Source organism: Paenibacillus sp. FSL R10-2778, assembly GCF_038593035.1.
Lineage (GTDB): Bacteria > Bacillota > Bacilli > Paenibacillales > Paenibacillaceae > Paenibacillus_AQ > Paenibacillus_AQ odorifer.
The window spans coordinates 6375577-6391217 of record NZ_CP151956.1 but is presented as its reverse complement, the minus strand read 5'-3'; the positions used below and the strand labels follow the sequence as shown (position 1 = coordinate 6391217).

Sequence of the window (15641 nt, the reverse complement as noted above, 5' to 3'; positions counted from 1 at the left end):
ACTGAAGATCCGGCGCTTTAAATAAGCAAACGGCAAGCCTCCGGGGTTATGGGGCTTGCCGTTTTTTGTTTTGTTACAGATCCTTATAATTATGGAGTCAGCTTGTCTACACTAATCGGATAGGTCTGATCCAGCATCCATTTGCCTGATTTGGATTTCTTCAGCGTTGTGACAGAGGTGGAGCGGTTATCCTGAAAGTCAGGACCCTTAAGCTTGATGCTCGTCTGAACCATATATACGGCTGCGGTATCCTGGGTATAATGAATGATTTTGGCAGATTCCAGAGTGAACTTTAGATCATAGGCTGTGAAAATTTGGCTGAAGAGCTGTTTGGTTTGTTCGAGAGCAGGGGACTCAGGATCAATAGTAGATAGCACACCTTGAATATTCTCTGCATTGGTATAGTCCAAGTTGCTCTTAAGCACAGCTAATATATCCGTTTCATCCGCCTTCGTCACAGCTGGCTTAGCGTTCAGCAGTTTATCTGGGAGGATATATTGTACGCCTTTAATCTGCAGGTTGTTGATTTTCCAGTCTTCAGTGCTGGCGGTACGCGTTAAGCTATAAATATATTCAGAGGTATTGTCTAAGGTGAATGGACCGCTGAGGTGTGTAGTCGTTTCAACGGTGTGAATCGTAGCCTCTGTGGGTTGAAGGCTGATAACCTCTAATTGATCAAGTGAAGTGGTCAGATCGTATTGTTCCATTTGGCTCTTAATTTGTGGCCCGATGACCACAAGAGGAGACTTGCTATCGATTAGGCTCATGAACCCTTCATAATTCTCATTGTTGGTATAGGTTACGTATTTTTCAAAAAAAGCATTGATTTCCTGCGGATTTACCTGGTTAGTCTTGCCTGTAATGGTTACTGTCTTCGAGTGTGCATTCCAGGAGACTTCATTACCTGTAGCCTCCCCAACGAAGCGCAGCGGAATGTAAGTGGAATTATTGATGAGCTTAGGGGCAACAGAAAGTTGGGTTATAACACCATTGATGCTGGCCTGCTTACTACCTAGTTGCAGTGTAATCGTAAGCCCTTCCTTAGTACCCGTTATGGTACCTGTGGTTTGATTCCAATCGATTGAAAGTCCTAGTTTTTCAAAAACCGGACGAAAAGGAACGACAATTGTACCATTATCATTGAAGGGAGACTGTCCCTTCAGTGCGAGCTGTTGCTGATTGATCTGAATGGAGATTGGCTTCTCTGCGGCATGGACAGGCCAGGCGATAGCGGTAGAAAGAAGAGTTGCTGCGATTAGGCTAGATATGGTTTTCATCTTGTGATATCTCCTTTGGGTTATGAATGATAAATTAATGGTTATTAGAGGATAACTCCACTAAGAGCCAAAGTAACTTTTGCTTGGAATAAACCGTACTTTACTTTTTGCTTATCGAATTGCTGATTTAAGTTTAGTAAATCCAGCTTGTTCTGATCTGCCTGAGCCGCTAAGATTAACCTGTTTTTTAGGAGAGTATCATTATCCTGGGAGACGCGTACGAGTTCCAATCGCTGCTCTTTTAGTTCTGAGTATTCAAAATCAATTTCATTGGCTTCCGGCTTATAACTAGCCAGTTTTTCTTCGAGTTGTTGTACTATATTTTTGTGTGCAATCTGGCTAGACCATAGGACTGAATAATAAGTGATGAGTTCAGCATCGGTTGGAGATGGTCGCAAGACAGGATGCTCCGCAATCTTTGATGTCGTATTGTTTGACGCAATGATATTTTGTGAATGCCATAAAATCGCCTGTAAAGCATTTATTAAATGATTAAAAATTTTATTTTTTCAATGAATATAATAATTCCCCGACGTTCTTACCTGTATTAAAGATAAGTAAAGAACAACTACCAACAAATATAATAAGTATAAGTAATCCAACGATAGGATTCTTATCAACGTAACTGCTCAAGTTACTGAATAAGAATTTGATATTGTTCATTCATTCCCACTCCTCATTATAAGTTGTCAAGACGGCAGATTACCGACGCACTAATTGATGCTTATTTGATCCAACATTTTCAGAATTCATTTTCGCCTGGTAGACAGCCATGTTTTCGAAGTGAAGTTTTTTATTCTTTTCAATTATCAGGTTATCAAGCATGTTCATATTCATGATCTCCTAACTGTTCAACTTATCAAGCACTTACAAATACAACAATAGTGCTGTGATAAAAAAAGTTATATATCCCCTGTTAGATATTTACTTTTATCGATTATTGTGCTTTGTGTAAAAATGAAAGCTTGTAACATACTTAGTGGTCTTGAAATATAGTGATGGAGAGTTAGAACCGCACTATCATAATGCAATGGTACAACTGGTACATAGTGAGGTGAGCAGAATCGCAGAATTCATCACGATTTGCGATCCCTTTTATACAACAAATAACGGACAATATTAGCAGAAGATGGTTGGAGAGTTCTGATTTGAGGAAGCAGGACCTAGAAGCCAGATTTCAAGAATACAGACTTACTGCAAGAGAGAGAGAGAGAGAGAGAGAGAGAGGTTGCTCACTTGTGGTTGTCAGAAAACGGAGCTCTGCATATTTCGGGTGAACTGGGCATCAGTGAAGGAACGGTAAGAAATATTGTAAAGAATATTTATACGAAGCTACGTGTGAATGAAAGGAAGCAGTTTGTAAAAAAACTGGCGGACTAGACATCAAGCTTAACTTTTTCTGGTCTTACTTACATACTAGATATAGGCAGCGGCTGTCTCGAAGTCTTCATGACTTTGAAAGACAGCCGCATTTTTGGTTTGCTTGGAACTCTAACTTATCTGATTTGGCTTCTATTATTGCAAGAATAGTAGCCACCTAATGAAGGATTCGGTTACATCTTCGAGAGACTCCGAGAGAATTTTTCTTAGAGGAGGACATTATCCTTACCCGCAAGAACAATTCAAAACCGGCTTACGCGCAGCCTGTGTCTCATCCAAACGGCTAATCTCTGTAGTATGCGGTGCGTTGATTACGATTTCCGGTGTCTCCTGCGCTTCTTTCACAATCTGAATCATCGTATCGATGAAGCCGTCCAGTGTTTCTTTACTTTCGGTTTCCGTCGGCTCGATCATCATGCATTCCTCAACAGTCAAAGGGAAGTACACGGTTGGCGGGTGGTAGCCAAAGTCGAGCAATCGTTTAGCGACGTCTAAGGTGCGCACGCCATATTGCTTGAGGTTTTTGCCGGACATCACGAATTCATGCTTACATACACCCGGATATGGGATTTCGAAATACGGCGCCAGACGGTGCATCATATAGTTTGCATTCAGCACGGCATTTTCGGATACCTCACGCAGTCCGTCTGGACCATAGGTGCGGATATAGGCATAGGCACGAACCAGAATACCAAAGTTTCCGTAAAAAGCTTTCACACGTCCAATGGATTCAGGACCACCGAAGTGAAGTGAGAAGCTACTATCTTCATTCTTCACCACAGTAGGTTGTGGCAATAATGGAATGAGGATAGATTTTACGCCGACTGGTCCGGCTCCAGGGCCGCCACCACCATGTGGGGTGCTCATTGTCTTGTGCAAGTTCAGATGCACAACGTCAAAGCCCATGTCGCCAGGGCGGGTAATGCCCATAATGGCATTGGAGTTGGCTCCATCGTAATAGAGTAGGCCGCCTGCTTCATGCACGATCTCAGCAATCTCGACGATTTGGGTTTCGAACAAGCCGAGTGTGCTTGGGTTAGTTAGCATCAGCGCGGCTGTGTCGCTACCGACGGCTGCTTTCAATGCTTCAAGATCGACCATTCCTTTATCTGTGGAAGGGATCGTGATCGTTTCAAGTCCTGCTGCTGAGGCACTAGCAGGATTGGTTCCGTGCGAGGAATCCGGCACGATAACCTTAGTACGCGTCTCGCCGCGACTTTCATGGTAGGCGCGGATCATCATGAGGCCGGTCCATTCACCATGCGCACCTGCGGCAGGCTGTAAAGATACTGCATCCATGCCCGTCAGCGCGGACAGATCATTTTGCAGGGTATACATTAATTCCAGTGCGCCTTGAATACTTTCTTCCGGTTGGTAGGGATGAATTTTGGCGAAGCCGGAGAAGCGGGCAACATCTTCGTTAATCTTCGGATTGTATTTCATCGTGCATGAACCGAGTGGATAGAAGCCATTGTCTACACCAAAGTTGCGACGTGAAAGAGAAGTGTAGTGGCGAATGACATCCACTTCCGATACTTCTGGAAGTACGACGGGTTCGCTACGGAGTAAATCTGATGGAATCAGGGACTCCAAGGTTTCTTCCTGCGGCACATCGCATAGTGGCAAAGAATAGGCCGAACGGCCGGGACGGCTTAATTCAAAAATTAGACTTTGCTCCGGTTTCATAAACAGCCCTCCAGTGCGCTAGCGAATTGGTCGATTTCGGTTTTGCTTCTTTTTTCCGTTACGGCAACCAGCATATGTCCAGCAAGTTCAGGATAATCACGACCCAGATCATAACCGCCGAGATAACCGTCCTTCAGTAGCTTCGAATTAATAGCGCTCACGCTGCAGCCTTCAGGAAGCTTCACGACAAATTCGTTAAAGAATGGGGAGGAGAAGGCAAGTTCAGCACCTGTTAGTCCGCTAAGTTTATTAGCGGCGTAATGACTTTTGCGAATGTTCAGTTCGCCTACTTCCCGCATGCCTTCTTTGCCCATAACGGACAAATAGACGGATGCGCAGAGAGCCAGCAGCGCCTGATTGGAGCAGATATTCGATGTCGCTTTTTCACGACGAATATGCTGTTCACGCGCTTGAAGTGTAAGAACGAAGCCACGTTTACCATTACGGTCTACCGTTTGGCCAACGATCCGGCCTGGCATGCGGCGCATCAGGTGATCAGCTACGGCAAAGAATCCGCAAGTTGGACCCCCGAGAGAAGCTGGAATACCGAGTGGCTGAGCATCACCGACTACGATGTCGGCTCCAAGTTTGCCCGGAGTTTCAAGTACACCAAGAGCTATTGGCTTGGCGCTGACTACAAGAAGACCTTTAACCGCGTGAATCAGCGGCTCAACCGAGCGAAGATCCTCAATGCTGCCGAAGAAGTTAGGCGATTGCACCAGTACTGCGGCAGTATCACCATCGATAGCTTCAGCAAGTTTAGCTTGATCGGTAACACCGTCTTTATAGTCAATCTCCACCACCTCCAGACCCCAAGCATTAGCCGAAGTACGTAGCACTTGGCGAGCCTCAGGATGAACGGTACGGGAGACGATTAATTTTTTGCGTTTGGTAGCACCAGCCGCGAGAACCGCTGCTTCGGATAAAGCTGTAGCGCCATCATACATACTGGCATTGGCAACTTTCATACCGGTTAGTTCGCAAATGTAGGATTGGAATTCGAAGATCGCTTGCAGCTCACCTTGGCTGATCTCCGGTTGATAAGGAGTGTAGGCAGTGTAGAATTCAGAACGGGAAATGACATGGTTGATGACCACAGGGATGTGATGATCGTATAATCCGGCGCCGAGGAAGCTGGCGTGAGAATCAAAGTCGGCATTTTGGTCAGCCAAACCTTTCATGTGGCGCAGCAGGGCGTATTCATCGAGTGGTTCAGACATCGGCATAGTGCCTTGGTAACGTACCGCTTCAGGAATATCGGAGAACAGCTCATCTATAGACTGAATCCCGACGGTCTCCATCATCTCTACGCGGTCCTGTTCTGTCATGGGCAGATAACGGTGCTTCATTAAGGTTTCACTCCTTGGCTTTTTTAAAATATAAGAAAGTACAATTTTCACGCTATACTTTATCCTTCTATTTCTCGCTTAAAAGTTCACCGTCCTTATATGGACGCTAAAGGCGTTTATACTTGTAAAAAGGGGCCTTAATCACTACAGCCTTAAGCTGCTTACCGCGTATCTCCACGTAAACCTCTGTGCCTATTTCACTGTAAGCAGCATCAAGCAATGCCAACCCCAGGTTACGTTTCAGCGTAGGGGACTGCGTTCCGGTTGTGACCTCACCAATCTTAACCCCATCTGCCCAAACAGGATAATGGGAGCGTGGAATGCCTCGATCAATCATTTCTAGGCCGACAAGGCGACGGGGAATGCCAGCTTCTTTTTGCTGTATTAGTGCATCGCGTCCGATAAAGTCTATTTTGTCCAGCTTCACGAAGAACTGTACTCCTGCTTCAAGCGGGGTGATGTCAGCAGATAGCTCCTGACCGTACAGTGGTAATTTCGCCTCAAAACGCAGGGTATCCCGTGCACCCAGTCCAGCAGGTGTTAATCCGTGGGGCGCGCCTGCTGCAAGCAGTCCGTTCCATAACGTTTCTGCACCTTCCAGCGGAGCGTAAATCTCGAAGCCATCTTCACCGGTATAACCCGTACGGGAGATAAGTACCTCTACACCGCAAACGGTGGCGCGTTCGATGAAATGGAAAGGCTTGAGTGCTGAAATAGGAGCATCCGTAACTTCCGCGAGAATGGTCTCTGCCAGAGGACCCTGCAAGGCGAGCAAAAGCGTCTCGTCAGAGACATTAGTGAGCGTGACTTCGCCGAATTCAGAGGTCAAATGCTCTTGCAGCCACTGGAAGTCTTTGTCGATGTTGGAGGCATTAACGACGAGCATATAATGCCCTTCGCTTAGGCGATACACGAGTAGGTCGTCGACAACTCCGCCATTTGGATAACAGAGCAGCGTATATTGCGCCGCACCATCTGTAAGGCGGCTGACATCATTGGTTGTCATTTTTTGCAAAAAGTCTTCTGCACCGCTCCCAATCACCATGAATTCACCCATATGCGAGACATCGAACAGCCCAGCCTGCTGGCGAACGGCTTCGTGCTCTTTCACGATACCTGTAAACTGTACTGGCAGCTCCCAGCCACCGAAGTCAATGCACCTGGACTCCGTATAAGCGGAATAGAGATCATAAAAAGGTGTTCTTCTCAAAGCATCCATGTCGTCACTCCCCTTGATCTGATTACATACGAAAAAAGGACAGGCAGAAGCAATCATGCATAAATGCACAAATCGCTTTCTGCTCTGTCCTTTGTACCTGAGAGTTACCCTGCCGTAACTAGCTTGCAGGTTTCCCCGTTGGTGATCTGACGCATCTAGCCTTGCGTCTGATGCTCTCCAGAGATACGTCCGACAAAGGTCCTTTTGCCTGAGAGATTCACCCCTGTTAGGGCTTACTCCTTCGGCGCCGTCTTCAAGTGAGACAGTCTCTCCCTATGCCATCATCCGCAATTATATTTCTTCGAGAAACGGTTATTGTCTATAAAAAGACGACAACGTCATTTCTTCTTGTATGTCTCCATTAAACGGGTATAGTCGGGCGCTGTCAACAAGAAAACGTCGAAAAAATGACAAATTTAAATTTCCTGTTAGTAATATTGACATTGTGAGCCGGGATAACTTAGGCTATAACTAAATTTAGAACTCCAAATTGGAAATGAGGCGGCTTGAAATGAGTGAAGTATTAGACAACCTTCTTTACAGCGAAGAGCATGAATGGGCACAGCAAGTAGAAGGGCGAGTAGTACGTGTTGGGATTACGGACCATGCTCAGCATTTATTAGGCGACATCGTATTTGTTGAGTTTCCTGAGGTAGGATCGACCATTTCGGCCGGTGACAGCGTAGGCAGTATCGAATCCGTTAAGACGGTATCGGAGTTGTATTCGCCCGTCTCTGGGACGGTTACCAAGGTGAATGATGGATTAGAAGCTAGTCCGGAGCTTATCAATGATCAGCCGTATGGCGGGGGTTGGATTTTTGAGATTGAAGTTGATGGAGAGTATGCTGATGCTGTAAAAGGTCTGTTAGATGCAGCTGGTTATAGCGCGTTAGTTGCTGAATAATTGGAAATCGGGGACGGAAAATAGTCTGATCAAGTGTGATATTTTTAGCAGCAAGTTTCTGTGATTCGGGGACTTGCTGTTTGTGTTTCTTATGTAGATTGTGCGAGTATTCGTAAACCCAATCGAGTGGTTTGAGGGTCTAGTGGAGTATGGAATTAGGGAAAACCTCCCTCTTTTTAGACGATTATAGCGTGAGAGTTAGGGTTTTAGGAAATTCCTCCCTAATCATCTCGGTAAAACCACTATTTCAGACTAAAAAGAGTAATAATCAGGGAGAAATTCCCTCATTCCGCGATTGGATACGATAATAGGTGAATAATCAGGGAGGTTTTCCCTAATTAAATTGGATGAAGCCCCTTGTTAGCTCAATGTGGTAATTGCCATTGCCCCTGCTGCCGAACTTAGCTCTGAGCGCAAACTTTTATTCCACCTCTTGAAGCTGTCGAAGTACAATGATCTCTACGCGTCGATTTTTCTGTTTGCCTGCTACCGTAGTATTATCTGCTGTTGGTCGGGTATCGGCATAACCTGCATATTGAAAAGTGTCCGGGTTCAGTCCTTCATTATCTAAGAAAAAGCGCAGCACAGAAAGCGCACGAGCACCCGATAGCTCCCAATTGTCGTTATAACGTGAAGCTGATGACACTGGTGTATTATCCGTATGTCCTTCAATGCTGATCGTTGCCCCGATATCTTTGAATAAGCCAGACAACTGCTGAAGAGCTGGAAGGGCTGGTGACTTCACATCTGCTTTACCCACATCAAAAAGAAAACGGTCGCTGAGCGTGATTTCTATGCCCTGCGGTTTGTCGGCTACAAATATTTGTTCACCGAGATTATTCTCCTCCACATAGTGGGTGATCACACCCATTAACTCAGCAAGCTTCGCCTCTTGTTCTCGAAAAGCCAACTCCCGTGCTGAAGGTGTTTCATTCTCCGTTTGTTCATCAGAACCGTCATTTGGTTTTGCAGTTGCGTTCGCATTTCCATTCCCATCTGTACTCTCTGGTTTGTTGTCAGGGGTCTTTCCAGCATCTAAAATACCGTCCCCGCCTTCAAGAACAGTGCTGCTCGACTTGAAAGTCTCGGATAAAGAGCCGGTTACGATATTATATTTGTCAGTGTCCAGGCTGCTCATCGCATACAATATAACGAAAAATATAAGTAAAAGTGTAATTAGATCAGCGTAAGTAATCATCCAACGATCACGGCTTTCTCGATTCTCTACCCGCCGTTTGCGCCGGTCTCTTTGTCTCATATAAAACCTCTTGCTTCTGCACGGTCATCTGTGGTGGTGTCTGAAATGAAGGAGTTCAGTTTTTTACGCACCAGCAGCGGATGATCCCCGTTCTGTAGAGAAAGAATGCCTACTAGCAGCATCTCCATGCTATGCAGCTCACTTTGGCTGCGGGATTTGATTTTGGAAGCAATGGGTAAAAATATTAGATTAGCGATGGCTACTCCGTACAGTGTTGCAGTGAACGCTACTGCGATAGAGGTACCTAGATTTGATGGGTCCGTAAGGTTGCCCAGTACCCTAATGAGTCCCATAACTGTACCGATGATCCCCATCGTTGGAGCATATCCGCCAGCGGCTTCAAAAATCTTGGCGTAGCTTTCATGCTTCAATTCTTTCGCATCCATTTCCAATTCCAAAATCTGTCTTACCTGCTCAGGGTCAGTGCCATCGACGATAAGCAACAGTCCTTCGCGTGTAAAAGGATCAGGATGTAGTTCCGCTTGTTTTTCGAGCATTAAAACGCCGCCGCGGCGGGCCACTGTGGCCATTGCGATAAGCTCTTCTGCTTTCTCTTCATCACGTTCAGGATTGCGGCCAAAAGCCATGCGCAGAGCGGCGGGAATGGAGCGTAGCTTAGCTGCCGGGAAGCTGATCATTACGGCAGCAATCGTACCTCCAAATACAATCAAAGCTGCATTAAGCTGCAGCAGTCCGGAAAGGCTTCCGCCTTCCCAGAGGTAGCCGCCGATTAGCGCAGCCAGTCCGGCCACTAGGCCGATTATTGCGGTAATATCCATGCTTCAAGCTCCTAACATTTCTGTGTATTATGGTTTGCATCGATCTAAGCAACACTGTATAATGAACGGGAACACATATTCTTATCTTCCATATTTTTTACTGTCGTATGGAGAGAGAAGATTCAGACAACAATTATAATATATTAATCTAGTTTAGACGATAGAGGGGAGACGGGCAAATGAGTGATATTGTCGTCAGTACGAAGACTTTTGAATTGGAGTCCGAGTATACACCCCAGGGCGATCAGCCTCATGCCATAGATGAATTACTACAAGGCATCCGGCAGGGTAAGAAGCACCAGACGCTGCTGGGAGCGACAGGTACAGGGAAGACCTTTACTGTCGCGCAAGTTATTTCCAAATTAAATCGCCCCACGCTGGTTATTGCGCATAACAAGACACTCGCTGCCCAGCTGGCAAGTGAGTTTAAGGAGTTTTTCCCGAATAATTCGGTAGACTATTTCGTCAGCTACTACGACTATTACCAACCAGAGGCGTATATTCCCTCCTCCGATACTTATATTGAGAAAGATTCCAGTATTAACGAAGAGATTGATAAACTTCGCCACTCCGCGACAAGCTCCTTGTTCGAACGGCGTGACGTTATTATTGTAGCGAGTGTGTCTTGTATTTACGGTCTCGGTTCACCAATGGAATACGGAAGCTTGCTGTTGTCCTTGCGGGTTGGGATGGAGAAACCGCGCAATGAGATTCTGAGCAGACTGGTGGATATTCAATACCAGCGCAATGATATCAATTTTGTACGCGGAACATTCCGTGTACGTGGTGATGTGGTTGAGATCTTCCCGGCCTCTCAGGGTGAACATGCGATTCGTGTTGAATTGTTTGGGGATGAGATTGAGCGGATCACTGAAATAGATGTTTTAACGGGCGAATTGATCGGTGAACGCGATCATGTCGCCATTTTTCCGGCTTCTCACTTTGTTACCAAGGAAGAAACGATGCGTGTAGCAATAGTCAATATTGAACGGGAGCTAGAAGAGCGGTTGACCGTGCTTCGTGACGCAGGCAAGCTTCTGGAAGCGCAACGTTTGGAACAACGGACACGTTACGACATTGAAATGATGAAGGAAGTGGGTTTCTGTTCGGGGATCGAGAACTATTCCGGGCCACTAACCTTCAGGGAACCGGGAGCAACTCCATATACGTTAATGGATTATTTTCCTGATGATATGTTAATCGTCGTAGATGAATCCCATGTTACCCTTCCGCAAATTCGGGCGATGTATAACGGTGACCGGGCGCGTAAAACAGTGTTGGTAGAGCATGGTTTCCGTCTGCCTTCTGCACTGGATAACCGTCCGCTTCAGTTCGAAGAGTTCGAAGATAAAGTAAACCAGATCATTTACGTTTCCGCGACACCTGGACCTTATGAAATGGAACACTGCGAAACTATGGTGCAGCAGATTATCCGTCCGACTGGTTTATTGGATCCAATCATCGAGGTCCGTCCTACAGAAGGTCAGATTGATGATCTGATTAGCGAAATCCGTGACCGGGTCGAACGCGATGAACGTGTACTCGTTACCACTTTGACGAAGAAGATGTCGGAGGATCTGACAGACTACTTTAAGGAAATCGGGATTAAGGTTCGTTATATGCACTCTGACATCAAGACGCTGGAACGGATGGCGATCTTGCGGGATCTTCGTCTCGGTACGTTCCATGTACTGGTAGGGATTAACCTCCTGAGAGAAGGTCTCGACTTACCGGAGGTATCTTTAGTTGCAATTCTCGATGCCGATAAAGAAGGGTTCCTTCGTTCCGAACGTTCACTAATTCAGACGATTGGCCGTGCGGCTCGTAACTCTGAGGGTCGTGTAATCATGTATGGTGATCGGATCACTGATTCGATGGAGAAGGCGATGAGTGAAACATCACGCCGTCGCGCCATTCAAATTGCTCATAATGAGAAACATGGCATCACCCCCACCACTATTAATAAAAAAGTGCGTGACATCATCGAGGCAACGAAGGTTGCTGAGTCTAAAGCTGATTATCTCACAGGTGTTGGTGGCAAGATGAATAAGAAAGAAAAACAAAGTCTGATCCAGCGTCTGGAAGCTGAAATGAAGGACGCTGCCAAGAACCTGCAATTCGAACGCGCGGCAGAGCTACGCGACGCATTGCTGGAGCTTCGGGCTGAGTAACAAACCATTAATGCATCACCGATATTTAAAATAGGTATTGAACGGTGCTGTCCTAGACCGTTCTTTTTGAATCAATAGAGGGTCGCGTATCCCGCGATGTTTATGGCACTTATGCGTATCCGCAGGGACAGCACCATGCAATGAACTTGGCATTTATGCGTATCCCACAGGGACAGCAACATGCAATGCACTTGGCACTTATGCGTATCCCGCAGGGACAGCACCATGCAACGTTTATGACAGTTGCATGTACCTGTCTTTAGTTAGTGCGCTAACGTCCAAGCGGTCCCGCAGGGATAAGCGCTCCGAGCGTCGTAGTCACTAAGTTACCTCCCACCATACTCCTTCTCCAGAAAATGCGGGTGTCCAGAGGGTGCAACCCTTGGGGCCCTCCCTTGGAAGGGAGGGTTTGGGAGGGATCGAAAGGCTTTGAAAGGGCTTTGAAAAGGCTTTGAGAATATCTTGAAATAAAGTTGAAATAGTTTTTTTAAAAGGAGAGGTTCCGTTGGCGAACGAAAATATTGTAATTAAAGGCGCGAGGGCGCACAATCTCAAAAACATCGATGTGACGATTCCACGTGACCGTTTCGTCGTGCTGACGGGACTTAGCGGCTCAGGTAAATCATCGCTTGCATTTGATACGATTTATGCTGAAGGACAACGGCGTTATGTTGAATCTTTGTCGGCTTATGCACGTCAGTTTTTGGGACAAATGGAGAAACCAGATGTGGATTCGATTGATGGTTTGTCCCCGGCGATATCTATAGATCAGAAGACAACAAGCCGGAACCCACGCTCCACGGTAGGTACAGTTACGGAGATTTATGACTATTTGCGGCTGCTCTTTGCACGTATTGGTCATCCCCATTGCCCAGAGCATGGCATTGAGATTACCTCCCAGACCGTTGAACAGATGGTAGACCGGATTATGCAGTATCCAGAGAAAACTCGGTTACAGATCCTGGCGCCAATCATTTCAGGACGTAAAGGTGAGCATAAAGGACTTTTCACAGATATCTCTAAGCAAGGCTTCGTACGTGTGCGTGTGGACGGCGAGCTAAGAGATCTGTCTGAGGATATTGAACTAGAAAAGAATAAAAAACATACAATAGAAGTTGTGGTAGACCGGATCGTTGTTAAAGACGATGTGGAGACCCGGCTGACGGATTCACTGGAGACGGCGCTTAAGCTTTCGGGCGGTAAAATCCTTGTTGATATCATCGGCCAGGAAGAGCTGCTTTTCAGCTCAAACTTTGCTTGTCCAATTTGTGGTTTTAGTATTGAAGAGTTGGCACCACGGATGTTCTCTTTCAACAGTCCGTTTGGAGCTTGTACAGAGTGCGATGGACTTGGCATGAAAATGGTTGTCGATCCAGACCTGCTTATTCCTGATGCTGAGAAATCCATTGAAGAAGGTGCCTTTTTAGCTTGGACTGGAAGTACTTCTAATTACTATCCGCAATTTCTGAAGTCGGTTTGTGAACACTTTAAAATTCCACAAAACGTTCCGGTAAGCAGTCTGACGCCTGATCATATGAATAAGTTACTGAATGGTACAGGCAGTGAGAAAGTCCGCTTCCGTTATGAAAATGATTTCGGTCAAAAGAAAGATGCGATGGTTGCTTTTGAAGGGATTATACCTAACCTAGAGCGGCGTTACCGTGAAACTGCTTCGGATGGTATTCGTGAATTTATCGAAGGGTTTATGAGTGCTAAGCCTTGTCATGTATGTAAAGGTAAACGTCTGAAAAAAGAAATATTAGCTGTGACCATCAACGATCATAATATTTCTGATGTTACGGACCTTTCAATAGGAGACTGCCAGCATTGGTTTGAAGAGATAAAATTGAGCGAAAAAGAAACAGCCATCGCCAATCTCATTTTAAAAGAGATCTGTAATCGGCTTGGATTCCTTGTGAATGTAGGTTTGGATTATTTGACGCTTAGCCGTGCAGCGGGTTCGCTTTCCGGTGGAGAGGCGCAGCGTATTCGGTTGGCTACTCAGATCGGTTCAAGTCTCATGGGTGTATTGTACATTCTGGATGAGCCAAGTATTGGTTTGCATCAACGGGATAATGATCGCCTGATCTCTACGCTTGCGCATATGCGTGATTTAGGCAACACGCTGATTGTTGTAGAGCATGATGAAGATACGATGATGGCAGCGGATTATATTATTGATATTGGTCCGGGCGCAGGTATTCATGGTGGACAAGTTATGGCTCAAGGGACGCCAGAAGAGATTATGAAAGATCCGAATTCATTAACGGGTGAATATTTAAGCGGACGTAAATTTATTCCGGTTACTGCTAAACGCCGTCCTACCGATGATCGCTGGGTAGAAATACGTGGTGCTAAAGAGAATAACCTGAAAAATGTGAATGTGAAGATTCCATTAGGTGTATTTACAGCGGTGACAGGTGTATCGGGTTCCGGTAAATCCTCGCTTATCAACGAGATTCTTTACAAGAGTCTGGCACGGCAGTTGAATAAGGCTGTGAAGGTGCGTCCTGGTCAGCATAAAGAAATTCGTGGACTAGAAAATCTCGATAAGGTTATTGAAATCGATCAGTCGCCAATCGGGCGGACACCGCGTTCCAATCCAGCAACCTATACAGGTGTATTCGATGACATCCGTGACCTGTTCTCCAAGACAAATGAGGCTAAGGTACGTGGTTTCCAAAAGGGACGCTTCAGCTTTAACGTAAAAGGCGGACGTTGTGAAGCTTGCCGTGGAGACGGGATCATTAAGATTGAGATGCACTTCTTGCCGGATGTGTATGTCCCTTGCGAAGTATGTAAGGGCAAACGGTATAACCGGGAAACACTAGAAGTGAAATATAAAGGCAAAAACATTTCAGATGTGTTAGAGATGACGGTAGAGGACGCAACGGAGTTCTTTGTAAATATTCCGCGTATCCATCGTAAAATGCAAACACTAATGGATGTAGGCCTTGGTTACATTAAGATTGGCCAACCAGGAACCACTTTATCCGGTGGTGAAGCACAGCGGGTAAAATTGGCTTCTGAGCTCTACCGTCGCAGCACGGGTAAAACACTTTATATTTTGGATGAGCCTACGACAGGCCTGCATGTAGATGACATTGGTCGTCTCCTTGAGGTGTTGCATCGTTTGGTGGATTCCGGAGAATCTGTTCTTGTTATTGAACATAATCTGGATGTAATCAAGACAGCGGATTATATCATCGATATGGGACCGGAAGGTGGTAGCGGCGGGGGTACTGTCCTGGCAACAGGAACACCGGAGAAGATCATTACAGTCACAGAGTCTTACACAGGTAAGTATCTGAAGCCGGTTCTGATTCGTGATACAGAGCGGACCGAAGCGCTTATACTTGAGACGGCGGAAACCCTTTAATAAATAGTAAGTAATATAACCTATGTATAATAAGGCCTCGGTATCTTACCGGGGCTTTTATTGTAGGTTGTAAGCAATAGTTTTTACTAGGGAAATATCTAACAAATAACAACGAACGGCTAACCTCGTCCTCTAGAATGGAGTCAAGGCCATTTAAGACGTTGTAGGATTATCCGGTAATTATACGAAAGACGGCTCATAGATATATGATGTGATCTTTCTAGCAAAAGTTATACGGA

General features: G+C 45.8%; 11 protein-coding genes and 1 riboswitch. Of the genes, 4 read left to right on the top strand and 7 right to left on the bottom strand.

What is annotated here, in order from left to right; translation table 11 throughout:
- Positions 1-89: 89 nt before the first annotated feature.
- Positions 90-1277, bottom strand: coding sequence for a copper amine oxidase N-terminal domain-containing protein (locus NST40_RS28710; protein WP_076276889.1), 1188 nt, complete (start codon positions 1275-1277; stop codon positions 90-92).
- 44 nt (positions 1278-1321) lie between these two features.
- On the bottom strand, positions 1322-1675 hold the full coding sequence (locus NST40_RS28705) for a hypothetical protein (protein WP_342410239.1): 354 nt from the start codon (positions 1673-1675) through the stop codon (positions 1322-1324).
- Positions 1676-2471: 796 nt separating this feature from the next.
- Here NST40_RS28705 and NST40_RS28700 point away from each other — a divergent pair.
- On the top strand, positions 2472-2657 hold the full coding sequence (locus tag NST40_RS28700) for a LuxR C-terminal-related transcriptional regulator (RefSeq protein WP_342410928.1): 186 nt from the start codon (positions 2472-2474) through the stop codon (positions 2655-2657).
- A gap of 225 nt (positions 2658-2882) precedes the next feature.
- Here the strand turns inward: NST40_RS28700 and gcvPB are convergent, their stop codons facing one another.
- From gcvPB to gcvT, 3 genes are all read right to left on the bottom strand, one after another.
- Positions 2883-4343, bottom strand: a complete 1461-nt coding sequence (gene gcvPB, locus NST40_RS28695; RefSeq protein ID WP_076276886.1) for an aminomethyl-transferring glycine dehydrogenase subunit GcvPB — start codon at positions 4341-4343, stop codon at positions 2883-2885.
- On the bottom strand, positions 4340-5692 hold the full coding sequence (gene gcvPA, locus NST40_RS28690) for an aminomethyl-transferring glycine dehydrogenase subunit GcvPA (RefSeq protein WP_342410238.1): 1353 nt from the start codon (positions 5690-5692) through the stop codon (positions 4340-4342). The genes gcvPB and gcvPA overlap by 4 nt, the downstream gene beginning before the upstream one ends.
- A 106-nt stretch (positions 5693-5798) precedes the next feature.
- The gene (gene gcvT / locus NST40_RS28685; RefSeq protein WP_076276884.1) at positions 5799-6911 is read right to left on the bottom strand and encodes a glycine cleavage system aminomethyltransferase GcvT; all 1113 of its coding nucleotides are present in this window, start codon (positions 6909-6911) and stop codon (positions 5799-5801) included.
- 186 nt (positions 6912-7097) lie between these two features.
- A riboswitch (glycine riboswitch) is annotated at positions 7098-7196 on the bottom strand.
- A gap of 226 nt (positions 7197-7422) precedes the next feature.
- Here gcvT and gcvH point away from each other — a divergent pair.
- Entirely contained in the window at positions 7423-7815 is a 393-nt protein-coding gene (gene gcvH, locus NST40_RS28680) for a glycine cleavage system protein GcvH (RefSeq protein ID WP_036678614.1), read from the top strand.
- Positions 7816-8236: 421 nt separating this feature from the next.
- Here the strand turns inward: gcvH and NST40_RS28675 are convergent, their stop codons facing one another.
- Both NST40_RS28675 and NST40_RS28670 read right to left on the bottom strand, forming a co-directional pair.
- Complete coding sequence (locus NST40_RS28675; protein ID WP_339245211.1) at positions 8237-9073, bottom strand: flagellar motor protein MotB; 837 nt, start codon at positions 9071-9073, stop codon at positions 8237-8239.
- Positions 9070-9852 carry a flagellar motor protein gene (locus NST40_RS28670; protein WP_076123782.1) on the bottom strand — a complete coding sequence of 261 codons (783 nt, stop codon included), beginning with the start codon at positions 9850-9852 and terminating at the stop codon, positions 9070-9072. Before NST40_RS28670 ends, NST40_RS28675 begins: the two co-directional genes overlap by 4 nt.
- A gap of 179 nt (positions 9853-10031) precedes the next feature.
- Here NST40_RS28670 and uvrB point away from each other — a divergent pair, with 179 nt between their 5' ends.
- Positions 10032-12023, top strand: coding sequence for an excinuclease ABC subunit UvrB (gene uvrB / locus NST40_RS28665; RefSeq protein ID WP_036678623.1), 1992 nt, complete (start codon positions 10032-10034; stop codon positions 12021-12023).
- A 505-nt stretch (positions 12024-12528) separates the two neighbouring features.
- The gene (uvrA, locus tag NST40_RS28660) at positions 12529-15402 is read left to right on the top strand and encodes an excinuclease ABC subunit UvrA (RefSeq protein ID WP_076276882.1); all 2874 of its coding nucleotides are present in this window, start codon (positions 12529-12531) and stop codon (positions 15400-15402) included.
- Positions 15403-15641: the final 239 nt, after the last annotated feature.